The organism is Corallococcus macrosporus DSM 14697 (assembly GCF_002305895.1).
In the GTDB taxonomy this organism is placed as follows: Bacteria; Myxococcota; Myxococcia; order Myxococcales; family Myxococcaceae; genus Myxococcus; species Myxococcus macrosporus.
Genome location: NZ_CP022203.1, coordinates 2,332,992 through 2,355,863 on the forward strand (window position 1 = coordinate 2,332,992; position 22,872 = coordinate 2,355,863).

The 22,872-nt window shown below is 71.2% G+C and carries 16 protein-coding genes, 5 tRNA genes and 1 other RNA gene; 6 read left to right on the plus strand and 16 right to left on the minus strand.

All coding sequences use genetic code 11. The annotated features are described in order from the left end of the window. Nucleotides 1-11 precede the first annotated feature (11 nt). The 3 genes from MYMAC_RS09945 to mglB all read right to left on the minus strand — a co-directional run bounded on the left by MYMAC_RS09945 (nt 12) and on the right by mglB (nt 1,916). On the minus strand, nt 12-716 hold the full coding sequence (locus MYMAC_RS09945; protein ID WP_095957932.1) for a dihydrolipoamide acetyltransferase: 705 nt from the start codon (nt 714-716) through the stop codon (nt 12-14). Between the two features lie 121 nt (nt 717-837). Then, on the minus strand, nt 838-1,425 hold the full coding sequence (mglA, locus tag MYMAC_RS09950) for a gliding-motility regulator Ras-like GTPase MglA (RefSeq protein WP_002637269.1): 588 nt from the start codon (nt 1,423-1,425) through the stop codon (nt 838-840). A gap of 11 nt (nt 1,426-1,436) precedes the next feature. Beyond that, nucleotides 1,437-1,916, minus strand: a complete 480-nt coding sequence (gene mglB, locus MYMAC_RS09955) for a gliding-motility regulator GTPase-activating protein MglB (RefSeq protein WP_002637270.1) — start codon at nt 1,914-1,916, stop codon at nt 1,437-1,439. Between the two features lie 327 nt (nt 1,917-2,243). Here mglB and MYMAC_RS09960 point away from each other — a divergent pair, with 327 nt between their 5' ends. Genes MYMAC_RS09960 through MYMAC_RS09970 form a run of 3 tightly spaced genes read left to right on the plus strand, consistent with a single transcriptional unit; the run spans nt 2,244 to nt 7,689 of the window. Beyond that, nucleotides 2,244-3,767 (plus strand): carboxypeptidase regulatory-like domain-containing protein, encoded by a 1,524-nt coding sequence (locus MYMAC_RS09960; RefSeq protein ID WP_095957933.1) that lies wholly within the window; start codon nt 2,244-2,246, stop codon nt 3,765-3,767. Next, nucleotides 3,764-5,731 (plus strand): FecR family protein, encoded by a 1,968-nt coding sequence (locus MYMAC_RS09965; RefSeq protein WP_095957934.1) that lies wholly within the window; start codon nt 3,764-3,766, stop codon nt 5,729-5,731. Before MYMAC_RS09960 ends, MYMAC_RS09965 begins: the two co-directional genes overlap by 4 nt. A gap of 2 nt (nt 5,732-5,733) precedes the next feature. After that, complete coding sequence (locus tag MYMAC_RS09970) at nt 5,734-7,689, plus strand: protein kinase domain-containing protein (RefSeq protein ID WP_095957935.1); 1,956 nt, start codon at nt 5,734-5,736, stop codon at nt 7,687-7,689. Between the two features lie 36 nt (nt 7,690-7,725). Here MYMAC_RS09970 and recR read toward each other — a convergent pair whose 3' ends face one another. From recR to dnaX, 4 genes are all read right to left on the minus strand, one after another. After that, nucleotides 7,726-8,319, minus strand: coding sequence for a recombination mediator RecR (recR, locus tag MYMAC_RS09975; RefSeq protein ID WP_013938541.1), 594 nt, complete (start codon nt 8,317-8,319; stop codon nt 7,726-7,728). A gap of 6 nt (nt 8,320-8,325) precedes the next feature. After that, a complete protein-coding gene (locus tag MYMAC_RS09980) occupies nt 8,326-8,643 on the minus strand; it encodes a YbaB/EbfC family nucleoid-associated protein (RefSeq protein WP_013938542.1) in 318 nt (105 codons plus the stop codon). A 94-nt stretch (nt 8,644-8,737) separates the two neighbouring features. After that, nucleotides 8,738-9,907 carry a DNA polymerase III subunit gamma/tau gene (locus MYMAC_RS09985; RefSeq protein ID WP_239989458.1) on the minus strand — a complete coding sequence of 390 codons (1,170 nt, stop codon included), beginning with the start codon at nt 9,905-9,907 and terminating at the stop codon, nt 8,738-8,740. A 94-nt stretch (nt 9,908-10,001) separates the two neighbouring features. Beyond that, a complete protein-coding gene (gene dnaX, locus MYMAC_RS09990) occupies nt 10,002-11,210 on the minus strand; it encodes a DNA polymerase III subunit gamma/tau (RefSeq protein ID WP_043710497.1) in 1,209 nt (402 codons plus the stop codon). A gap of 156 nt (nt 11,211-11,366) precedes the next feature. Here dnaX and MYMAC_RS09995 point away from each other — a divergent pair, with 156 nt between their 5' ends. Beyond that, nucleotides 11,367-12,824 carry a glycosyltransferase family protein gene (locus tag MYMAC_RS09995; RefSeq protein WP_095957936.1) on the plus strand — a complete coding sequence of 486 codons (1,458 nt, stop codon included), beginning with the start codon at nt 11,367-11,369 and terminating at the stop codon, nt 12,822-12,824. Nucleotides 12,825-12,888: 64 nt separating this feature from the next. Here the strand turns inward: MYMAC_RS09995 and ffs are convergent. The 9 genes from ffs to MYMAC_RS10040 all read right to left on the minus strand — a co-directional run bounded on the left by ffs (nt 12,889) and on the right by MYMAC_RS10040 (nt 20,539). Beyond that, nucleotides 12,889-12,981: signal recognition particle sRNA small type (ffs, locus tag MYMAC_RS10000), an RNA gene on the minus strand. Between the two features lie 30 nt (nt 12,982-13,011). Continuing rightward, a tRNA-Ser gene (locus MYMAC_RS10005) sits at nt 13,012-13,098 on the minus strand. A 12-nt stretch (nt 13,099-13,110) separates the two neighbouring features. Next, a tRNA-Ser gene (locus tag MYMAC_RS10010) sits at nt 13,111-13,197 on the minus strand. A gap of 5 nt (nt 13,198-13,202) precedes the next feature. Beyond that, nucleotides 13,203-13,667, minus strand: a complete 465-nt coding sequence (tadA, locus tag MYMAC_RS10015; RefSeq protein WP_013938547.1) for a tRNA adenosine(34) deaminase TadA — start codon at nt 13,665-13,667, stop codon at nt 13,203-13,205. A gap of 20 nt (nt 13,668-13,687) precedes the next feature. Then, a tRNA-Arg gene (locus MYMAC_RS10020) sits at nt 13,688-13,764 on the minus strand. Nucleotides 13,765-13,793: 29 nt separating this feature from the next. Next, nucleotides 13,794-13,883, minus strand: a tRNA-Ser gene (locus MYMAC_RS10025). 44 nt (nt 13,884-13,927) lie between these two features. Next, nucleotides 13,928-14,014, minus strand: a tRNA-Ser gene (locus MYMAC_RS10030). Between the two features lie 93 nt (nt 14,015-14,107). Further along, nucleotides 14,108-15,388 carry a serine--tRNA ligase gene (gene serS, locus MYMAC_RS10035; protein WP_095957937.1) on the minus strand — a complete coding sequence of 427 codons (1,281 nt, stop codon included), beginning with the start codon at nt 15,386-15,388 and terminating at the stop codon, nt 14,108-14,110. Nucleotides 15,389-15,535: 147 nt separating this feature from the next. Next, a complete protein-coding gene (locus MYMAC_RS10040) occupies nt 15,536-20,539 on the minus strand; it encodes a tetratricopeptide repeat protein (RefSeq protein ID WP_095957938.1) in 5,004 nt (1,667 codons plus the stop codon). Between the two features lie 229 nt (nt 20,540-20,768). Between MYMAC_RS10040 and MYMAC_RS10045 the strand changes: the two genes are divergently transcribed. Next, nucleotides 20,769-22,082: a protoporphyrinogen/coproporphyrinogen oxidase gene (locus tag MYMAC_RS10045; protein ID WP_013938550.1), complete on the plus strand. Its 1,314-nt coding sequence runs from the start codon at nt 20,769-20,771 to the stop codon at nt 22,080-22,082. Nucleotides 22,083-22,155: 73 nt separating this feature from the next. Next, the gene (locus tag MYMAC_RS10050) at nt 22,156-22,866 is read left to right on the plus strand and encodes a glycosyltransferase family 2 protein (protein ID WP_095957939.1); all 711 of its coding nucleotides are present in this window, start codon (nt 22,156-22,158) and stop codon (nt 22,864-22,866) included. Nucleotides 22,867-22,872 lie beyond the last annotated feature (6 nt).

Genomic DNA, 22,872 nt, shown 5'->3' on the forward strand with positions numbered 1-22,872 from the left:
CGTCTGGCCCTCTACTGCCCGGGAGTGGTGCGGGTGACGGGAGGCGGCGCGGTGGGCGCGGCCCTGCTGCCCGTCCCACGGGCGATGGAGACGTCGTAGCGCACCGCGGGCCGGTCCTTCAGGTCGGTGGTGATGCCGCCCTGCTCGTAGCCCACCACGTGCACGGTGGACGTCTTCCCGGGCTCCGCGCTGAAGGTGTAGCTGGACTGCACCTTGAACTTGTAGCCCTCCAGGTAGCTGAACACGCCGTAGCCGTTGCCCCGGTACACCAGGCGCACGGCGAGCTGGTGCTGCCCGGGGACGATGCGGCCGTTGAAGACCTCGAAGCGCTCGCGCTTGCCCAGGTCCGTCTTCCCCTCTTCATCCACCTGCGTGTAGACGGGCGCGCCGTCCAGCGCGTAGGCCACCGACTCCAGCTCGAAGGAGCCGCCCATCTCGTTCTTGTGGATGATGACGGCGCGGGCGCCGGTGGAGACATCCCCGCCCAGCACCGTCTCCTGCAGGAGCAGGAGGCGCGCCTTGGAGCGGTAGATCTTCTCCTTCAGGTCGACGACGTTCTCCTCCAGCGTCTTCACGCGGGTGTCGAACGCCTCGTCGGCGGTCGTCGCGGCCTGGGCGGAAGGAGGAGCGGAGGCGGCGGGCTCCTGCGCGAGCGCCGGCCCACAGAGGGCGGCGCCCAGCAGGGCGAGGAGCGGGAAGGTAGCGGCGACACGCACGGTACGACCTCAGCAGGCAGACGGTCCGACCTGACGGCAAGGGAGGACATAGCACCCTTGCCTGTGGGACGTCTTGCCACGCCGTAGGCGGAGGCCGGGGCCGCCCGCCTGGGCGCTTGCTTCAACCCCCCTTCTTCAGCTCGGTGAGGACCAGCTTGGCCACGGCCTTGAGCGTGTCGAACACGCCCACGCCGGTGGGGGCCACGGCCTGGTACTCCGGGATGTTGCGGGGGTTGAGCGCCTTGCGCATCTCCTCCACCGTCACGGCATTGGGCAGGTCGCGCTTGTTGTACTGGATGACGTACGGAATCTTGTTCAGGTCGTAGCCCTGCTCGGCCAGGTTGATGCGCAGGTTCTCGAGCGACTCCATGTTCGCTTCCATGCGTTCAATCTGGCTGTCTGCCACGAACACGACACCGTCCACGCCCTTGAGGATGAGCTTGCGGCTGGCGTCGTAGAAGACCTGACCGGGCACCGTGTACAGGTGGAAGCGCGTCTTGAAGCCGCGAATCTCACCGAGCGACAGCGGCAGGAAGTCGAAGAAGAGCGTGCGGTCCGTCTCCGTGGAGAGGGAGATGAGCTTGCCCTTCGTCTCCGCGGCGGTCTTGTTGTAGATGTACTGGAGGTTGGTCGTCTTCCCGCAGAGCCCGGGCCCGTAATAGACAATCTTGCAGTTGATTTCGCGGGATGAGTAGTTGATGAAGGACATGGCTTCCCGGGTTACTCGCTGAAGAGGTTGTCGATATCGTCGTCGGAGATCTCGGCGAAGGGCGACCCGGCTCCAGGGCTATCCGTCTTCTTCACCAGGCTCTCGAAGATCTTCGTGAGCTCGTCGCTGGCCTTCTTGATGCGAAGGCGGACGAGGCCGAGGCTGGTGCGGTTGTCGAAGATGACGACCAGCACGACCCGGCTGCCGACGATGGTCATGTACAGCGAGTCCTTGGCCCCCTCGTGGAACTGGTTGGGGAACTCGTTCTCCCCAATCAGCTTGGCCAGGCCACCCATCGCCGCCACGTTGCCGGCCGTCAGCGAGGCCAGCGAGGTGGTGTCGATGTTCTGCGTCTGACCCGCGGAGGAGATGAGCTGCCCGTTCTTGTCGACGAGGAAGACCACCTTCGCGTTCGCGTCCTTGGTAAGCCGGTCGCAAACGGCGTTGATCTTGGTGAACTCCTCTTCGTACATCACCAGTTGCGTGCCCATGGGCGTATGCGCTCCTCAGCGTTCGCTCGCCCCGCTCACGGCAACGCTCCGATGTTTCTGGAGTGAATCCACGAGGTTAGACGAGGCGCTACCGACCGTCAGGATGCTTAGCAAAGCGTCTCCACTCCAGCAAGAAGCCATCCGCTTCCCGCGCGAGGTTCCGTGCCCGTTCCCATGCCCACCGGACGCCCTGTGGGGTGGAGGCCACGGATCCACGGCTCCGGTCCGCGGGGCCTGAGCGGACCTGCCCCTCCGGGGTTGGGGGCCTTCCCGGCTTTCTCTATACTCCGCCGTGTTTTGCCGCCCCCGCTTCTCCCGCGTTCGTTCGTGGCGCGCCTGGCGCTGGTGCTCCTCGTGCTGCTCGCCACGCCCGCCGCCCACGCGGAGGCGGTGGCCGAGCACGCCTCGTTGCGCCTTCGCTACGGGCTGTCCCTCCGCGACGGGCGTCAGGCGGATGTAGGGCCCGGGCTCACCTATGAGGGCTTCACGCCGAACGACCTGGCGGTGGTGGGGACGGGGTGGTGGGGCACGTCGTGGCTGGGCGCGTGGGCCGGAGTCCAGCGGGAGGCCTTCGACCTGCGGGAAGAGGCGCTGCGGATCACCGGGGGCAGCCTGCTGAGGGCCTCGGTGGGGCCCCGGGCGCGGCTCCTCCTGGGGCCGGTGCGCGCGGAGCTGGGCGCGGGCTACGGCTTCTCGCAGCTTCCGCACTTCAGTGATTCGTCGGAGCCGGTGCTCCTCCGAGGTGTGCGGCACGCGGCGGTGGTGGGCGGCCTGGTGCGCCTGCCGTTGGTGCTGGGGCTGCGGCTGGAGGCGCGCGGCGAGCTGCCGGTGGCGCTGTCGGTGCGCGACGCCAGCGGCGCCCGGGCGGAGGCGAAGGGCTTCTCCGTGGGCGGCGCGCTGCTGGTGCCGCTGCGGCGGGCGGAGCGCTGGACGGGCACGCTGGTGCTGGACTTCCAGCACGTGCAGGACACGGTGACGCTGGAGGATGGGACGCAGTCCCGGCAGCGCCTGCGGCGGATGGGCGCGGCGCTGGAGCTGGCGTGGCATGACGCCGCCCGGCCGGCGCCGCGGGTGCCCGCGCCCGCGCCAGTCGTGGTGCCCGGGAGCGTGCGCGTCCGGGTGCTGGATGCGCGGACGGGCGCGCCGTTGCCGGGTGCGCGGGTGGTGCTGGGCGGCGTGGAGCACGTCGCGAGCGCGGAAGGTGAGGTCGAGGTCGCGTCCCTGTCGCCCGGGCCGCTGTCCGCGCGGGTGTCGGCGGAGGGCTACGCGGCCTCGGAGGCGACGGCCACGGTGGAGGAGGGGGCCCGCTCGGAGCTGGAGGTCCGGGCCACGCCGCTGCCACCGGCCACGGGCACGCTGCGCGTGACGGTGGTGGACGCGCGGACGGGCGCGCCGTTGCCGGACATCCGCGTGTCGGTGGGCGCGGTCCAGGCGCGCACGGACCTGACAGGGCAGGCGGTGGTGGAGGACCTGGCGCCCGGGCCGGTGGCCATCTCGGTGGCGGCATCGGGCTTCCGGTCCGCGGATGAAGCGGCGGTGGTCGTCGCCGGGCAGGAGTCGTCGCTGTCGGTGCCGCTGGCGGCGGAGCGGAAGGGGACGCGGGCCACGCTGTCCGGGCAGGTCCGCAGCGCGCGGGGAGGCAAGCCCCTGGTGGCGACCTTGCGCATCACCAAGGCCCGGGTCCGCGCGCGCACGGACGCGAAGGGGGCCTTCAATGTCCAGGTGCGAGGTGGCACCTACCGCATCACCATCTCCGCGCGGGGCCACAGGGCCCAGACGAAGGTCATCACCCTGCGCGAGGGAGAGCGGACCATCCTCAATGTCGACCTCTTCCCGAGGGGGAAACGGTGAGCGCCCCACGTCGTTGGTTCCTGGTCCTCCTGCTCCTCGTCGCGGGGTGTGATGACGACGCCGGGACGGCGCGGCCCGCGCCCACCGTGGCCGTGGACGCGGGCCCTGGTGAGGTGCTGGGGCACCTGGAGGGTGTGTCCGGCGACGTGCGGCTGGAGCGCGGCGGCAAGCAGGGGCCCGCGGCCGAGGGCCCGTTGTACGGCGGCGACGCGCTGGAGACGGCCGCGGGCGGCGCGGCGACGGTGCGCTTCCCGGATGGCCGTTCCGTGGAGGTGGGGCCGGATGCGCGCTTCGCGCTGGGCGCGGAGTCCGGCGGCATCGTGCTCCAGGTGGAGCGCGGCATCCTCTTGTCGCGCGTGCCGGCGGGGGCCTCGCGGCCGGGCGCGGGCTCGACGGTGGCGCTGACCATCCGCACGCCCTTCGGCCTCACGCGCGTGGGGGCTGACGCACCCAGCGAGGTGCGCGTGCAGGTGGCCGAGGACGCAGGCCGCGTGGAGGTGCGGCTGGGCGCCATCGAATTCGTGGGCCGGGATGGCAAGACGCTGCGCGCCTCCGAGGGCGACGCGGTGGAGGCGGCGTCGGGCAAGGCGGAGCTGGTGGCCCGGGGGGCCCGCGTCCTGGAGCTGGCGCCCATCGCGGTGACGGTGCGTTCGGGCACGGGGCGCGCGGAGGTGCGCGCCAAGGGGGCTTCGAAGTGGCGTCCGGTGGCGAAGCGGGGCCAGGTGCTGTCGCCGGGGGATGGCGTGCGCACCCGGCGCGGCGGCTCGGCGGTGCTGGCGCTGGATGGCTCGGGCACGGTGGTGTCGCTGGGCTCGGACGCGGAGCTGGTGCTGACGTCGGCGGAGCAGGGCGGCGCCACGGACGAGGCGCGCTTCGACCTGCTGCGAGGCTGGCTGGACCTCCAGCTCGCGCGAGGGCGCACCAGCCGCCTGGTGATGCCGGGCTTGCAGGTGGAGGGCGGAGGCGAGGCGCGGCTGGCGGTGCGCCGGACGGCCGCGGGCTATCTGGTGGATGCCCTCACCGGGGAGGTGACGCTGGTGCGCGGCGAAGCCCGGCAGGCGCTGCGCGCGGGTGAGCGCGCCACGGTGGAGGCGTCCGCGCCGGCCCCCCGCGTCGAGCCGCTCGCCGCCGCGCCGCTGGCGTTGGGCGTGGTCGACGGCGCGGAGGTGTTCCACCCGGGGCTGCGGGAGGTGGCCCTCACGTGGGAAGGGGAGGGCGAGGCCACGGTGGAGGTGGCGGAGGACGCGGCCTTCACGCGGCCGGTGCTGTCGGGCACGGTGTACCGCCCCTTCGTCAACGTGCCGGCGCCGGCGCGGGGCACGCTGCACTGGCGGGTGCGCCGCGAGGATGGGACGCAGGTGAGGGGCAGCGCGTCGTTCGCTCCAGAGCGCGCGGTGCGCTCGCTGGCGCGCGTGCGCAACGTGGTGCCCGAGGGGCCGGAGAAGACGACCATCTTCTACCAGGACAAGCCGCCGGCGGTGACCTTCACCTACGCGGCGGAGGCCTCGGCGGCGCGCTACCGCGTGGCGGTGTACCGGGCGGGCGCGCTGGACACGCCCGTGGCAGAGCGCGTCGTGACGGAGCCACGCGCCGCGTTGCGCGCCGGCGCGCTGAGCGAGGGCAGCTACCTCTGGTCGGTGACGCCGCTTTCCGCCACGGGTGCACAGCTCAAGGGAGGGCGGATGAACAAGCTGGAGCTGGTCTACGACAACTCGGTGCCGGAGCTCGTCGTGGCCACTCCGCGCAACGGGCAGAAAGTGGGCGCGAAGGTCCGAGCGGCGGGCGTTGCCCCGGTGGACGCCCGCTTGTCCATCAATGGACGCCCGGTGGCGCTGGATGGCAAACACCGGTTCAGCACCTGGGTGGAGCCGGTGGGCGCTCCTCCCGTGTTGGTGTTTAAGATGACGCGTCCCGGTGCCCCGGCGGTCCATACGGTGCGCACCCTGAAACAGCGAGGGCCGTGAGGATGTCCCCCCCCCAGACGACCCTGCCTGTGCCGGACGCCGGCCCCGTTCCCTTGTTGCAGCCCTATGGGCCGTACGTGCTGGTGCGGAAGCTGGCTGAAGGTGGCATGGCGGAAATCTTCCTCGCCAAGCTGCTGGGCGCGGACGGCTTCGAGCGCAACGTCGTCATCAAGCGGATGCTGCCGCACCTGACGAACAACCCCGACTTCGTGGAGATGTTCCGGGACGAGGCGCGGCTTGCGGCGAAGCTGTCCCATCCGAACATCGTGCAGATCCAGGAGCTGGGGTTCGCGGAGGGCTGCTACTACATCTGCATGGAGTACCTCGCGGGCGAGGACTTCTCCACGACGCTGCGGCTGGCCGGGCGCAAGCGCCACTACGTGCCGCTCCCCATCGTGCTGCGGGTGCTCGTCGACGCGGCGCGCGGCCTGCACTTCGCGCACGAGTTCACCAACGAGGCGGGGCAGCCGCTCAACGTCGTCCACCGCGACATCTCCCCGTCGAACCTGTACCTGACGTACCAGGGGCAGGTGAAGGTGCTGGACTTCGGCATCGCCAAGGCGGAGTCGCGGCTCGTCAACACGCGCACCGGCGTGGTGAAGGGCAAGTACATGTACATGGCGCCGGAGCAGGCGCGCGGCAAGGAGGTGGACCGCCGCGCGGACGTCTTCGCGCTGGGCGTGAGCCTGTATGAGGCGCTCACCCACGTGCGGCCCTTCTCCCGGGAGAATGACCTGGCGGTGCTCAACGCGCTGCTGCAAGGGGAGCTCAAGCCGCCGCGCGAGCTGCGCCCGGACCTGCCCGAGGAGCTGGAGGCCATCATCCTCAAGGCCATGGCCTTCAAGCCGGAGGACCGCTACCCCACGGCGGAGGCCTTCGCGGATGCGCTGGAGGCCTTCCTCGCCGAGCACCTGAGCGGCTCTGGCGCGCTGCAACTGGGCGCCTTCCTGAAGGGGCACTTCGGCGAGGAGCGCTTCACCGAGCGCACGCGCATCCCCACGCTGGCCACGCTCGCGGCGACCTACGGCAGCTCGCCCGAGGGCGCGCCGGGGGCGGCGCCGGGTGGGGAGTCTCACGGCACGAATCTGTATGGTGTGCTCGCCCGGGACGGGGATGCCACGTCCGCGCAGCGGCCCGGCATGTCCATGCGGCCTTCCTCGCCGGGCATCCCCGCCCACGCGGCGGCCGCGCGGGCGCCGGCGGCTCCAGAGCCCGCCACGGCGGCGGGGCCTCGACGCTGGCGCACGCTGGCGGTGGGGCTCGCGGGAGGACTGCTGCTGTCCGCGGTGGGCATCGTCGGCTATCAGCAGTGGGTGACGACGCCCGCATCGGTGTCGCTGGCTCCAGCGAGCGCGCCTGGCGTGGAGGCCGCGGCGCCTGAGGGGGCCGCCGCGCCGCCGGGCGCCGTGGAGGCCGCGGCGCCTGTGGGGGCCGCCGCGCCGCCGGGCACCGTGGAGGCCGCGGCGCCGGTGGGGGCCGCCGCGCCGCCGGCGGAGCCCGTGGCCAACGGGGTGGGAGGCGACGTGGCGGCGACGGCTTCGCCGGAGCCGCTGGCGGAAGCGGACGCCGCCGCGCTTGCTGGCGCCGCGGAGGAGGTGGAGTCGGCGGCGGACGAGGAGCGCTCAGGCGCAGAGCCCGTGCGGACGAAGAAGGGCGCGGCGCAGAAGCGGGTGACGCTGGGCATCGACGACGTGCAGCGAGTCGTCTCTCGTGGCCGGGCGCGCATCACCACCTGCTTCGAGCGCTACAAGGCGGACCTGCCTTCGAGCCAGGGCGAGGTGCAGGTGGAGCTCACCATCGTCTCGTCGGGCAAGGTGCGGGCGGGGACGCGTGGGCCGCTGGCGTCCACGGGCGTGGGCCGCTGCCTGGAAGCCCAGGCGGAGCGACTGCGCTTCCCTCAGCACCGGGACCAGGAGGTCACGGTGGTGATGCCCTTCTCGTGGCGGGTGACGCAGTAGCGGCGCGAGGTGCCTCGCGCCGCCATGGATTGAAGCCTACAGGTCGCGGCGGGCGGAGAGCGCCTTGGCCAGCGTGGCCTGGTCGGCGAACTCCAGGTCGCCGCCCATGGGCAGGCCCTGGGCGATGCGGGTGACGCGCAGGCCCATGGGCTTGAGCAGGCGCGTCAGATAGAGCGCGGTGGCCTCGCCCTCGACGTCCGGGTTGGTGGCGAGGATGAGCTCCTCCACCCGGCTGTCGTTGAGGCGCTCCAGCAACTCGCGGATGCGGAGCTGCTCGGGGCCCACGCCCTCCAGGGGGGACAGCACGCCGTGCAGGACGTGGTAGCGGCCCTTGAACTCACGGGTGCGCTCCAGCGCCATCAGGTCGGCGAAGGTCTCCACCACGCACAGCACGCGCTCGTCGCGCCGCGCGTCCCGGCAGAAGTTGCAGGTCTCCGCGTCGGTGAGGGAGAAGCAGCGCACGCACAGGTGCACCTTCTCCTTCACCTCGCGGATGGCTTGCGACAGCTCCGCGGCGTACTCGCCCGGCGCCCGCAGGATGTGGAACGCGAGGCGCTGCGCGGTCTTCTCGCCGATGCCTGGCAGCTTCGCCAGTTGGGCGACGAGTCGATTCAGCGGATCGGGGGTCATCCGGTATCAGGTAACGCCGGGGATCTTGACGCCGCCGGAGATTTTCGCGAGCTCGCGCTGCATGTGCTGACGGCTGCTCGCCAGGGCGGCGTTCACCGCGGCGGTGATGAGGTCCTCCAGCATCGACGTGTCGTTGGGGTCGATGGCTTCCTTGTCGATCTTGATGCTGCGGATCTCCTGGATGCCGTTGGCGACGACGGTGACGCGGCCGTCTCCGGCCTTGGCCTCCACGCTCTCCTCCGCCAACTGCTGCTTCCGCTCTTCAATCTTCTCCGTCAGCTTGTTCGCCTGCCGGATGAAGTAGTTCAGGTCGACGCCAGGCATATGCTTCCTCGGTGCTCGTGGGAGCGGGTGCCTGCAGTGTGGCCCCGCCCCGGCGTGGAATGGGGCGCCACCCTACCGTTGCGCGAGGCGGTTGTCAGGCGCTGTCATCGGGAGTGTCGGCCGCTGGCTCGGCGCCAGGGCGCTCGGGCTCGTAGACCTGGATGTGCTCGATTTCGCCTCCCAGGAACTTGAGCACAGCGCGGACGGCGGGGTGGGTGCGGACCTTGCTGTCCGTGCTCTTCTCGTGGGCGGCGCGCGTCTGGGCGTCCTGCTCGGCCAGGCTGGGACCCAGGCGCGGGTCGTCCGGAGAGACGTCCTGGAGGGTGAGCTTCACCGGGCGGCCGAAGTGCTCGGCCAGGCCCTTGTCCACGGCGGCCTTGCCCGCGGTGGAGTTGACGGCCATTCGGTGGAAGCCGGCCACGGGCAGGAAGCCGAGGACGATTTCGCCGTTCTTCATGGACATCAGCCGCCCGTTGGCGAGCGCCGCGCCCTGCCGGGGATTCGCGGCCTTCACCGTCTCCACGGCGGCCCGCCACCGCTCGATGAGGGGCAGGTTGGGGTTGTCCCGGGAGCGGGTGACGGGGGCCGGCGGGGGCGGCTCGGGCTCGGGCTCGTGGTGGATGACGGGCTCGGGCGCTGGCGCGGGGGGCGCGGCGGCGACTTCGGGGAGGCACTCGCCGGAGGCACAGCCTTCGGGGGAGTTCTCCTCGGGGTAGTAGCGGGCGTCCTCCTCCTCCGCGTAGGGCGGAGGCTCCGGCGGCGAGCTGGGCTCGGGCCGGCGGATGTTGGTGACGCGGACGGACGGCGCGGGCTCCGTGGTGCGAGACAGCGGCGTGGCGCCCGCCGGGGGCGCGGACGGGGGAGGCGTGGCCGGCTGGGCCGAGCCACCGTTGCGGAGGAAGGAGAGCGGACGCGCGGCGGAAGGCGGCAGGCCCTCCATCACCCGGCCGGACGGAATCATCTGCGTGGGCTGGTAGCCCTGTGGCGCCGGGGGCGCGCCGCCGCCGTTGCCGAGGAACGACAGGGGCCGGGCCGCCATGGGCGACAGGTCATCCATGCGCGGGCCGGGGGGCATCGAGGCGCGCGGTGGCTCGTCCTGGCGCATGGCGCCCGCGTGGCCGTTGCGAGGCGCCTCGTCCTCCGGGCGCATGGTGCCGGCCGGGCCGAAGCGAGGCGGCTCGCCAGCGGGCGTGGCTCCATCCTGGCTGAAGCGGGGCGGCGGGTCCGGCCGCACGGCCGCCATCGGCGCCGCGGGTTCGCTCACGCGCGCGGACGTCCGCGGCGTGGGCGCACCGCTCGCTTCCCACGGACGTGGGGCGGGGGCGGCCGCGGGCATTCCTGAAGTCTCGGGACGCGGTTCAGGCGCGAAAGTTCGCGGGGCTGGAGCGACCTCCCGGCGCTCCAGCGTTCGACTTCGCGGAACCGTCACCCAGTCCCGCCGCGAGCTTGTCCACGCGGGCGAGCAGCTCGGGAATCGAGCCACCCGGCGACAACTGGATGGCCTTGAGCAGCGCCATCTCCAGGGCGAGCCGAGGCTGCGCCGCGCGCGACACATCCCAGATGCAGCCGTGCACCACGTCGAACAGGCGCGTGATTTGCGCGGCCTCCGCGTCCTGCGCGAGCGCCACCAGCGCCTTCTGCTCGGACTCGGCCAGCTCGTCGGGCGCCTTGCCCAGCGTCTTGGTGACGAAGAGGTGCCGCAACTGGAAGGCCAGCTCCTCGGCCAGGCGCTTCAAGTCCAGGCCGCGGTTGAAGACCTCCTCCACGCGCTCCAGCACCCGCTTCGCGTCCTTGTGGACGAGCGCGTCGGCGAAGTCCTGCACCATCGTGCGGTCGATGGCGCCCAGCGCCTCGGCCACCTCCTCGTCGGAGGGGTTGGCGCCGCAGGAGGCGAGCACCTGGTCCAGGAGGCTCAGCGCGTCGCGCATGCCGCCTTCGGACTGGCGCACGACCAGCGACAGCGAGCGGTCTGAGATGCCGGCCCCTTCCGCTTTGCAGATTTCCTGGAGCCGCTGGAGCATCCGCGCCGCCGGAATCCGGCGGAAGTTGTGGCGCTGGCACCGCGACAGGATGGTGTCCGGGAGCTTGTGCGCCTCGGTGGTCGCGAAGATGAACTTCACGTGCCCGGGCGGCTCCTCCAGCGTCTTGAGCAGCGCGTTGAACGCCGCTCCCGACAGCATGTGGACCTCGTCGATGATGTAGATTTTGTGCCGGTCCCGCTGGGGCAGGTACTTCGCGTTCTCGCGAATCTCGCGGACGTTCTCGACGCCGTTGTTGGAGGCACCGTCGATTTCCGCGACGTCCACGCTGGTGCCCGCGGCAATCTCCACGCAGGCGCGGCACTCGCCGCAGGGCTGGGCGGTGGGGCCCTTCTCACAGTTGAGCGCCTTGGCGAGCAGGCGCGCGGCCGTCGTCTTGCCCACGCCGCGAGGTCCGCAGAACAGGTACGCGTGCGCGACCCGGTCCATCTTGATGGCGTTCGCGACCGTCCGGACGACGTGCTCCTGTCCGGTCATGTCGTCGAACTTCTGTGGGCGCCATTTGCGGGCGAGAACGAGGTAGCTCATGGGGGGCGTCATCTAAACACGGCGGCGTGAATGATCCATGTCGTTGCCCTCCCACGAGGTGGGATTCCACTCCCCGTCGGGCCCGGGTGGAGGGCGGGCAGACGAACGCTTCACACCTTGCGTCCGGGGGCGCGGACGGGAAGAGTCGCCGCCCCCGTGTCCGCGCCACTCCTCGCCACGCCCGCCGATGCCACCCCGCCGCCCGAGCCCGGCCTCGAGGCGCCCGCGCCGACCTCGCGAAACGCGCCGGCCCGGGGTGTCTCCCGCTGGGTGCTGGCGGCGGTGGCCCTGCTGCCCGGCCTCATCGCGGTGGTGCAACTGGGCCGCATCCACCCGGACGAGGTGTACCAGTCGCTGGAGCCGGCCTGGTGGCGCGTCCACGGCTACGGCGTCCTGGCGTGGGAGTGGCGTGAGGGCCTGCGCAACTGGGCGGTCCCCGGCGTGCTGGCCGGCTTCCTGAAGCTGGCGGACCTGTTGGGCATCACCCACCCGCGGGCCTACCGCGTCGTGGTGGCCCTCCCGCAGGTCGCGCTCCACGCCTGGAGTCTCTGGGCCGCGCACCGCTTCGCTCAGCGCCGGGCGGGGGACACAGGGGGGCTGCTGGCCACGCTGCTCGTGGGCCTCTATGGACCGGTGCTCGTCTTCGCGGGCCGCACCATGGCCGAGTCGATTTCCGCCTCGCTGCTCATCGTCGCCATGGAGGCGCTGGACCGGCGCGAGCGGCTCGCGAGGGCAGGGCTCGTGGGCGGCGTGGCCCTGGGGCTGGCGGTGGTGGCCCGCTACCCCTCGGCCATCTTCGTGCTGGCGGCCCTGGTGTGGCTGGCGGCGGCGCGGCGGTGGCGGCTGCTCGTCTTCACCTGCGTGGGAGGGCTGGCCGTGGCGGTGGCGCTCGGCGCGCTCGACTGGGCGACGTGGGGCAAGCCCTTCCATTCCTTCTTCGCCTACGTCCGCTTCAACGTCTTCTCCGGGAAGGCCGCGGCCCGGTTCGGCGCGGACCCGCCGAGCTTCTACGTGAAGCCGCTGCTCTCCGCGGTGCCGCTCTGGGCGTGGGCCGCCGTGCCCCTGGGCGCGGCCGCGCTCCGTCAGCGGCGCTTCCCCTCCCTGCCGCTGTGGTGCGCCGCCGTGTACACCGGCGTGCTGCTGGCCACCGCGCACAAGGAGGAGCGCTTCCTCTACCCCGGCCTGGTGCTGGCCATGCTGGCCGCGGCGCCGCCCGTGGCGGCCCTCCTGGCCCGACGTGCCCAGCCCACGGGGCGGTGGGGCCTGGCCGGACTCGCGCTGGCCGCCACCCTGGCCTCCGCGGCCTACTTTCCCTCCGGGGACCTGCGGGCGGACCAGTTCCGGGCGATTGTCGCCGCCACCCGGGGCAACGCGCGGGGGCTGCTCATCGTCAACGAGGGCCTGTGGGGCTCGGGCGGCTTCTTCTACCTGGGGAAGCGGATTCCCTGGCTCACCTGTGACTGGCCCCACGACGCCGCGTTTCAACGCGCGCTGCGGGACAAGACGTTCAACCGCGCCGTCACCTTCGAGGACCGCGCGCTCACCGAGCTCCAGGCCGGCGGCTTCCAGGTCGTCCGGAAGGTGGGCCGCGAGACGATTCTCTCCCGCGAGTAGGGCAGGGGAGCGGCGAGCCCGCAAAGGAGAAGAGCCGGTGCCCTTGAAAGGACACCGGCTCTTCAAAAGGACGGCCGGGACACACGCGGAAGTACGCTACCGTTGCTTCCTTCCGGACCTGGCGGGGTTCACGCCCCCACGTTGTCCCGACCATAAAAAATGTAACCACGCCCTGCAGAAACAACAACGGAGAGGGTGGGATTCGAACCCACGATACCCTTTCAGATATACACGCGTTCCAGGCGTGCGCCTTCAACCGCTCGGCCACCTCTCCATAAATCTGGAGCGGAGAGCGTAGGATTCGAACCTACGATACCGTTGCCGGTATGCCTGATTTCGAGTCAGGTGCCTTCGACCACTCGGCCAGCTCTCCAGTATTCAATTGTCACGTTTCTTCGCGCGCAGGCGCCCGAAGAACGTCTTCAAAAGCAGGCGGCTCTCGTCCGCCAGGATACCACTCGTGACTTGGAGCCGGTGATTGTGTCGAGGCTCTTCGACCAGGTTGTACAGCGAACCCACCGCACCGGCTTTCGGATCAAAGGCACCGAAAACGAGTCGCGTCACACGGGACTGCACCAGGCCTCCGGCGCACATGGCGCACGGCTCAAGCGTCACGTACAGGGTGACACCCGAGAGACGCCAGGCACCGAGCTTCCGGGCCGCGGCATCCATGGCCAACATCTCTGCGTGAGCGAGCGGGTTGCGGTCCACTTCGCGGCGGTTGAAACCCGTGCCGACGACTTCACCGTCCAGCACCGCCACAGCACCTACGGGGACCTCTCCGAGTTCCGCTGCTTCCCGCGCGAGCGATAGCGCCTGCTGCATGAAAGCTTCGTCACTCATGGAGAACTGCTCGAAAGAAGTGGCGCTCCCTGGAGGATTCGAACCTCCGGCCTTCGGATTCGTAGTCCGACGCTCTATCCAGCTGAGCTAAGGGAGCATTTCTTCCGGCGCTGCTACAACTACAAGTGGCGGAGAGAGAGGGATTCGAACCCTCGATACCCTTTCGAGTATGCAGGTTTAGCAAACCTGTGCCTTCAGCCTCTCGGCCATCTCTCCAACTCTTCTCTGTCAAAGAGCCAACAAATTCAAGAACAAAAACTCGGAGGCGGTAGGATTCGAACCTACGGAGAGCTTTCACCCTCTGCGGTTTTCAAGACCGCTGCCTTCAACCGCTCGGCCACGCCTCCATACCACCGGGGCCGACTTGGCACCCCCCGGACCGACGTCCGTGGGGCCGCCCTTCTACCTGATTCTTCGCGCGTTGCAAGCCGGATTCAGACTCAAATCGGCTTCAGCTCCTTCAAACCGCCCATGTACGGCACCAACGCCTCCGGAATGGCCACGCTTCCGTCCTCGCGCTGGTAGTTCTCCAGGATGGCGATGGCCGTCCGGCCGACCGCCAGGCCGCTGCCGTTGAGCGTGTGGGCGAGCTGGGGCTTGTCCCCCTTCTGGGCCCGGTAGCGAATCTTCGCCCGGCGGGCCTGGAAGTCGCCGCAGTCGGAGCAGGAGGAGATCTCCCGGTAGGCGTTCTGCCCGGGCAGCCAGACCTCGATGTCGTACGTCTTGCGGGCGCTGAAGCCCATGTCCCCGGTGCACAGGAGCATCACGCGGTGGTGGAGGCCCAGGCGGCGGAGGATGTCGCAGGCGTCGTCCGTCATGGCCTCGAGCTCGTCCAGGCTCTTGTCCTGCTGGGCGAACTTCACCAGCTCCACCTTGTGGAACTGGTGCTGGCGGACCAGGCCGCGGGTGTCCCTGCCGGCGGCGCCCGCTTCCGCCCGGAAGCTGGGGCTGAAGGCGCAGTAGCGGATGGGGAGGGACTCGCCCTCCAGGATTTCGTCCGCGTGGTAGTTGGTGACGGGCACTTCCGCCGTGGGGATGAGGAAGCGCTCCGGCTCACCCACCGTCTTGAAGACGTCATCCTCGAACTTGGGGAGCTGGCCGGTGCCCATCATCGTCTCGCGCAGCACCAGGTAGGGCGGGAGCAGCTCCGTGTAGCCCTTGCTGGTGTGCACGTCGATCATGAAGGTGACCAGCGCCCGCTCCAGCCGGGCCAGCGCGCCCTTGTAGAAGGTGAAGCGGCTGCCGGACACCTTGGCGGCGCGCTCGAAGTCGAGCATGCCCAGCTTCTCACCCAGCTCGAAGTGCTGCTTGGGGGCGAAGAGCAGGTCCGGCTTCTGGCCCCAGATGGCCACCTGGACGTTGTCCTCGGCGCCGCCGCCCTCGGGGACGGACTCATGGGGCACGTTGGGGATGAGCAGGAGGATGCGGTTGAGCTCCTCCTCCACGTCCTTGAGGCGCCCCTCCTTCTCCTTGATTTCCTGGGAGACGGCGCGGAGGTCGCCGCGGAGCGCGTCGAGCGCCTTCGGGTCCTCCTTCGCCTTGCGCTTCATCTCCTCGTTGGCGGCGTTGCGGCGCGCGGCCAGCGACTCCACGGAGACATACAGCTCGCGGCGCTCGGCGAAGAGCCGCTGGAAGGGGCCCAAATCCAGGTTGCCGCCCCGCGTCTTGAGCCGGGCGACCACCGCATCGAAGTTCTGCGCAACGTTCCGGAGGTCCAGCATGGAGCACGCCTTGTAGTCACGCCGGGTGAGGCCAGCAAGGTTCCTCACGCCTGGGGTGCTCAAGGCCGGACGCCGCGCGCCCCTCCGCCCTGACTCCACGGGGGAGGGGAGGCGCCGGACCCCACGGGCGTCCGGCGGCCAGCGACCTCAGTTCTGCAGGTCGTAGATTTCGTCCTCGATGTCCTGCTTGTCCGTCGCGTCCGGCTTGCGGGAGAGGTAGTCCTTGAAGGCCTGCACCGCCTCGCGCTTCTTGTTGCGCTCCTTATAGGCGAAGCCCAGGTAGTAGTAGGCCATGGGGTTCTCCGAGTCGGCGTTGGTGGCCTTGCGGTACCAGTCGATGGCCTTCGCGTGCTGGGCCTGCTCGGTGAAGGCGCGGGCCACCTTGTAATAGACGTAGGTGAGCTTGGGGTCCGCCTTCAGGGCCGACTGGTAGCGCTTGATGGCGTCGTTCCAGCGCGCGGCGGCGAAGTACGCGTCACCAATGGAGCCCATCACCCGCGTGCGGCGGGGGTCGGCCTTGAGGCTGGCCTCGAACGAGGCGATGGCCTCGTCGAACTGGCTGCTCTCCAACTGCGCGTGGCCCAGCGCCTCGTGGGCGTCTGCGTGGCTGGCGTCCAGCTCCACCGTCTTCCGCCAGGAGTCCATGGCGTCCGGCAGGTTCTTCGCGTCCCGCAGGATGACGCCGTAGGCGTAGTGGTAGTCGGGGCGGTTGGGCGCCCGCTCCACGGCCTTGCGCATGTTGTCCAGCGCCTGGGTGAACTCCAGCCGCTTCGCCTTCACCAGCGCCAGGTAGTAGAGCGCCTCGTGGTTGGAAGGCTCGTTGCTCAGCGCGAGGCCCAGGTTGCTCTCCGCGCCCGGCAAGTCGCCGCGCTCCAGCAGGACGGCGCCCAGGGTGATGGGGATGGTGGTGGAGCGCGGGTCCTCCGTCTTGGCCTTCTCCAGCTCCGCCACGGCCTCTTCCAACTGGCCCAGCCGCCACAGCACGAGCCCGCGCTGCAGCCGGCCGTCCTTGAGCAGGTGCGGGTCCAGCTCCAGGGCGCGGTTGGCCTCCGTCTTCGCCGTCTCCAGGTCGTCCGTCAGCAGCGCCACCCGGGACAGGCCCAGGTGGGCGTCCGCCAGGATGGGGTCCAGCTTCACGGAGCGCTCGAACTCCTGCTGGGCCAGCAGCGCGTTGTTCTCCGCCAGGGCCAGCTCACCGAGACCGGCGCGCACGCCGGCGTGCTCCGGGGCCTTCTTCACGGCCTCCTCGAGCTGGGCGCGCGCCTCCGCGTTGCGGCGCTGGGCCAGGTAGAAGCGGCCCAGGTAGAGGCGGGCCTCCACCAGGTTCTCGTCCGCGGCGATGGCGCGCTTGTAGTGGCCCTCCGCGTCGGAGAGCTTGTCGAGCGCGTCCTCGATGCGGCCGAAGAGGTAGGCGATGCGGGCCTCGTTGGGGAACACGCCGTTGGCCTTCGTCACGGCCTCCAGGGCGTCCTGCATCTTCCCCGTCATCACCAGCGCGGTGATGTGGCCGTCCGCGAACTCGAGGTTGTTGGGCTCCTCGACCGACAGCGCCTTGTAGATGGGCAGGGCGCCGTCGAAGTTGCGCTGGGCGCGCAGCACGCGCGCGAGCTGGCCGCGGAGGAACGCGGACTTCTCGTCCATCTCCAGGGCGGCCTTCAGCTCGGCCTCGGCCTCCTTGGGCTGGTGCCGCTGGAACATGGCCACGCCCTTGAGGCCGCGGGCTCGGGCCAGCTCCGCGGGGCCGAGCGCGGACTGGACGTCCGGGGCCAGCGCCCGCTCAACGGCCTCGGCGCCCTTCTCCACGTCCTTGCGGACCAGCAGCTCCACCGCGGCGAGCTCCACCGCGGAGGCCACGTGCTTGGGGTCGGCCTCCAGGGCCGCGGCATAGGCGGCGGCGGCCTCGTCGGCGCGGTCGGCGGACTGGTGCAGGTTGCCCATGGCGTGGTGCGCCTTGGCGGACTTCGGGTTCTTCGCCAGCACCTTCTTCAGCGTGTCCAGGGCGCGCTTCTCGTCGCGCTTCTGGGCGTAGGCCTCGGCGAGCAGGAAGGCCAGCTCCGCGTCGGCCTGGGTGTCCTCGCGGCTGTGGGCGTCGCTCAGGGCGGGGATGACGGAGTCCGCCTGGCGGGAGGTGAGCGCGAGCGCCGCGGACGCCTTGATGAAGTCCACGTCCTTCTCGCCCAGGAACCCGATCTCCGCCATGTCCTGCCGGCAGCGGCTCATCTCGTTGGGGTTGCCCGCGGCGTAGCGGCGCTGGAGGTAGTGCACGGACTGGCACCACAGCGAGCGCACCTCCGGGTACTCCTTCTGCTGGAGCACCTTGGCGGTGATTTCGCGGGCCTGCTTGTAGCTGTCGAAGGTGTCCGTCAGCAGCGCCTGCTTCGCCTCCTGCACCTGCTTCGCCTGGGGCGAGCCGTCCGCGACGCGAGGCGGGAAGAGGGCCTTGCGGCCGAAGGCGCCGTAGCGCGTTCCGAACTCCGTGCCCGCGCCGATGCCCGCCACCACCACGGCGACACCCGCGGCGATCATCAGCGGGATGCGCTTCTTCCACTTCTCCGTGTTGCCGCTGCGGTCCACGACGGAGACCGCGGCCATGCGGCCCTCGTAGAGCTGCTCCAGCCGCTTCATGTTGGCCTGCGGGTCGACGCCGTCCACGCGAGGCGCGTCCACGACGGCGGCGGCCGGCGCCGCGGCGGGCGTCACCAGCTTGGCGGGGCCTTCCATCAGCCGCTGGATGGCGGCGGCGAAGGTGGGCACCGTGCCGATGGCGGACCAGGTCTCCGAGTCCTGCGACACGTCCTCGTTCCCGAGGAGCTGTCCATCCTCGAGCATCTTGACGATGACGCCCTCGTCGAACGGGCCGAACACCTTGCCCGAGCGCCGACGGACGTGGAAGCGACGCACCTTGGCGCCCGCCTGGGCTCCGCCGTCCTTGCCGGCCGCGTCGTCGATGAAGGACAGCATCTCCAGGCCGTCCGCGGGGCCCGCGTTGGGCGGGGGCGGCAGCGGGTCGGAGAGGTCCGCCTCCAGGTCGTCATCTGGCCGGGCGGTGGGGTCGAACTCGAGGGAGTCGGGGATGGAGGGGGACGCGGCCGGCGGGGGCGAGCCGAAGTCCACGTCACCGAAGTCCAGGGCGGGGTTGACGGCGACGGCCGGGGCGGGCGCCGGAGGCTCCGCGAAGTCGATGGCGAACGGGTCCGCCGCGGGGGCGGGGGCCGGCGCGGAGCCGAAGTCAGCGGCGAACGGGTCCGCCGCGGGGGCGGGGGCCGGCGCGGAGCCGAAGTCAGCGGCGAACGGGTCCGCCGCGGGGGCGGGGGCCGGCGCGGAGCCGAAGTCGGCGGCGAACGGGTCCGCTCCAGGCGCGGGCGGCTCATTGAAGTCGAACGACAGGTCCGGGGCTGGCGCGGCGGGGGCCGGCAGGTCCGCGAATTCCAGGGCCTGGGGCGCGGCGGGCGCGGGCAGGTCGGAGAAGTCCGCGGCCCCCGGTGGCGGCAGGGCGAACGGGTCGGCGTTCGCGGGGACGGGCAACTCGGCGAAGTCGAAGGACGGCGCTCCCGCGGCGGGCGGGGGCATGGCGTAGGGCTCGGCAGCGGGCGCGGCCGGCATGGCATACGCGTCCGGCGCGGGCGGCAGGGCGAACGGGTCGTCCTGGGGCGGCGGCAGGGCGAACGGGTCGTCCTGGGGCGCGGCCGGCTGCGCATGCGCGGGGGGCGGCGGCAGGGCGAACGGGTCGTCCTGGGGCGGCTGGGCGGCGGCGCCGGGAGATTCGATGTCGAAGGCGAACGCGTCCTCGGCGGGCGGGGCCTCCACGGGGACCGGCAGGGCGTCGTCGGAGGCGAAGTCGAAGTCGCGCGCGGTGCCCGCGGGCTCGTTCACGCCGTAACCCTGCGTTGCGTCCTCGGCGGGCGCTTCGACGGTGTCGAAGTCGAAGTCGCGCGCGGTGCCGGCGGGCTCGTTCACGCCGTAGCCCGACGCGGCGGGGGCGGGCGGCTCGCGGTAGGCGTCGCTCGGCAGGGGGATGGAGACGACGCGCGTCACCTCGCGCGTGTCCCGCGCCGGCTCGCCAGGGTCGTCACCGAACGCGTCCAGCCCATCCGACGGCGGCATGGCCGCGGCGGCCTCGGCGGGCGAGCTCATGTCGAAGGCGAAGGCGTCCTCCTCGGGCGCGGCGCCCGGGGGGGGCACCGCGGCCTCGGCGGGCGCGCCCATGTCGAAGGCGAAGGCGTCCTCCTCGGGCGCGCTGCCGGGAAGGGGGATGCTGGCGGCCTGCGGGGCCTCGCTCATGTCGAAGGCGAACGGATCTGCTTCAGGCGCGCCGCCGGGCAGGGGGATGCTGGCGGCCTGCGGGGCCTCGCTCATGTCGAAGGCGAACGGATCTGCTTCAGGCGCGCCGCCAGGGAGGGGAATGGCGCCGGAGGCGTCTGGCGCGGCCGGCGGCGGAATGGCACTCGAGGACACGGGCGCGCCGGGGAGCGGAATCGCGGCGGAGGCGGCCGGGTGCGCGGGCGCGGCACCGGGCAGCGGGATGGCGCCAGCGGCGGGCGCACCCGGGAGGGGAATGGCGCCAGCGGACGCGGGCGCGCCGGGGAGCGGAATGGCGGCGGAGGCGGCAAGGTGTGCCGGCGCGGCGCCTGGCAGCGGAATGGCGGAGGCGGCCGGCGCGGCACCCGGCAGCGGAATGGCGGCGGAGGCGGCCGGCGCGGCACCCGGCAGCGGAATGGCGGAGGCGGCCGGCGCTGCTGCACCGGGCGGCGGGACGGCGCCGGGGAGCGGAACCGCGGCGGGCGCGGGGGCGGCGCCGGGCAGCGGGATGGCGCCAGCGGACGCGGGCGCACCCGGGAGCGGAACCGCGGCGGTGGCCGGGTGAGCGGGGGCGGCACCGGGCAGCGGAACCGCGGCGGCGGCCGGCGCGGCACTGGCGTCAGGCGCGGCACCGGGGAGGGGAACGGCGGCGGACCGGGGCGCCGGGGCCGGCGCGCCCGGCAGCGGAACGGCGGGCTCGGCGGGCGCAGGCGCCGGGGGCGCGCTCACCGCTTCGAGCTTGATGGGGAAGGTGGTCTGGCACCGGGCGCACTTGAGCTTCGCGCCTCCCGGGGGGATCCGCTTGTCATCGATGTTGTAGTTCGTCTGGCAAGACGGGCAGGAGACTTTCATGGGGTTCCTTCGACGGGACCGGCTGGCGCGAATGCTCGCGAGAGGGGGACCGAGCGCCTTCGCGGTGCGCGCAGGCTACCAGAGGCGTTTCCAGCCCGGAAAGAACGCACACGAAGAGGTTGAAGCGCACCCTCCCAGGCAAGCGGGCGAGGGCCCCCGTCTCCCGCCGGTCAGCACCCGGCGTTCGTTTCGCCGCTCCCGGAGTGGAAGGTGGTAGACCCGCCCCTCAATGGAACCCATTGTCATCCTGGGCGCGGGCCTCGCGGGCCTCTCCACCGCCCACTTCCTGACCAAGCCCTGGCGCCTCATCGAGAAGTCCGACCGCGTCGGAGGCCTCATCAAGACCGAGGTCATCCAGGGGTGTTATTTCGACCCCACCGGCCACTGGCTCCACCTGCGGGACCCGGAAATCCAGGCCCTGGTGAACACGCTGTGGCTGCCGGAACAGATGGTCCGCATCCAGCGCAAGGCCGGCATCTTCACGCGCGGCGTCTTCACGCGCTTCCCGTACCAGGTGAACACCCACGGCCTGCCGCCGGAGGTGGTGGCGGAGAACCTCACGGGCTACGTGGAGGCCATCTACGGTGAGAAGGGCCGCGAGCTGCGCGAGCGCGAGCCCCGCAACTTCGAGGAGTTCATCCTCCGCTACATGGGGGAGGGCTTCGCGAAGAACTTCATGGTGCCCTACAACCAGAAGCTGTGGACGGTGCACCCGCGCGAGATGTCCGCCGCCTGGGTGGGCCGCTTCGTGCCCCGCCCCAACCTGAAGGAAGTGGTGGACGGCGCGCTGGGCGCCGGCAGCGACGCGGTGGGCTACAACGCGTCGTTCCTGTACCCGCGCGAGGGCGGCATCGAGAGCCTCGCTCGCGCCATGCTGAGCCACCTGAAGGGTGGCCAGCTCAGCACGCACACCGAGCCCACCGCCATCGATTGGAAGGCCCGGAAGGTGACGCTGTCGGACGGCACCGTGCAGCCCTATGCGGGGTTGGTGTCCAGCATCTCCCTGCCCGGACTGGTGAAGCTGCTCGCGAAGGGCGAGGCCGGCGTGCCCGACGCCGTGCAGGACGCGGCGAGGAAGCTGCGCGCCACCACCGTCACGTACGTGGCCGTGGGCGCCAAGGGGGCCAACCGCCAGCCCTGGCATTGGATCTACCTGCCGGAGCCGGAGTTCCACACGTACCGCATCGGCTCGCCCTCCGCGGTGTACGCGCCGCTGGCGCCCCCGGACACGTCCACCTTCTACGTGGAGTACAGCCACCACGGCGAGCTGTCCCCGGCCGCGGCGGAGCAGTACGCGGTGGAGGACCTGGTGCGCTCGCAGATGATTCACGCCGCGGACGACGTCCTCTTCGCCCAGGCGCGTGAGATTCCCCACGCCTACGTGCTCTACGACGAGGCCTACGGCCCCGCGAAGTCGGAGATTCTCCGCTTCCTGGAGCACGCGGGAGTCCAGATTGCCGGCCGCTATGGGCAGTGGGAGTACTCCTCCATGGAGGACGCCATCCTCGCGGGACGGGCGTGCGCGAGGACTCTCAACGGTTGACATCCCCCTCGCCCACCCGTCGCATTGTATCGACGGGTGGCCTGGGGCGTGTTAGCCATCCCTGTTCGAGTCCATGGCCCCGCATCTCACCGTCGTCATTCCGGTCTACAACGAGGAGTCCATCATCGCCTCGGCGGCGGAGGAGCTGCGCCAGGGGCTGGAGGCGCGCGGGCTCGACTACGAAATCATCTTCGCGGAGAACGGCTCCCGCGACGCCACGCCCGCCATCTTGGAGGAGCTGTGCGCGAAGAACCCGCGCCTGCGCTGGTTCCACTCGGAGACGCCCAACTACGGCGTGGCGCTCAAGGCCGGCATCCTCAAGGCGCGGGGCACCTACGTCATCTGTGATGAAATCGACCTGTGCGACCTGACCTTCTACGACGCGGCGCTGCCGCGGCTGGAGCGGGGCGAGGCGGACATGGTCGTGGGCTCCAAGGCGGCCAAGGGCGCCAGTGACCAGCGCCCCCTGATCCGCCGGGCGGCCACGCGGGTGCACAACAAGCTGCTGAAGGTGGCGCTGGGCTTCCAGGGCACCGACACGCACGGCCTGAAGGCGTTCCGCCGCGAGGCGCTGCTGCCCGTCATCCAGAAGTGCGTGGTGGACATGGACGTGTTCGCCAGCGAGTTCGTCATCCGCGCCTGGCGCGAGGGCCTGCGGGTGGTGGAGATTCCCATCCAGCTCCAAGAGAAGCGCCAGCCCTCCATCCACCTGTTCAAGCGCGTGCCCAACGTGTTGAAGAACGTGGGCAAGCTGTTCTACGTCATCCGCGTCCGCGGGACCTGAGCGGGG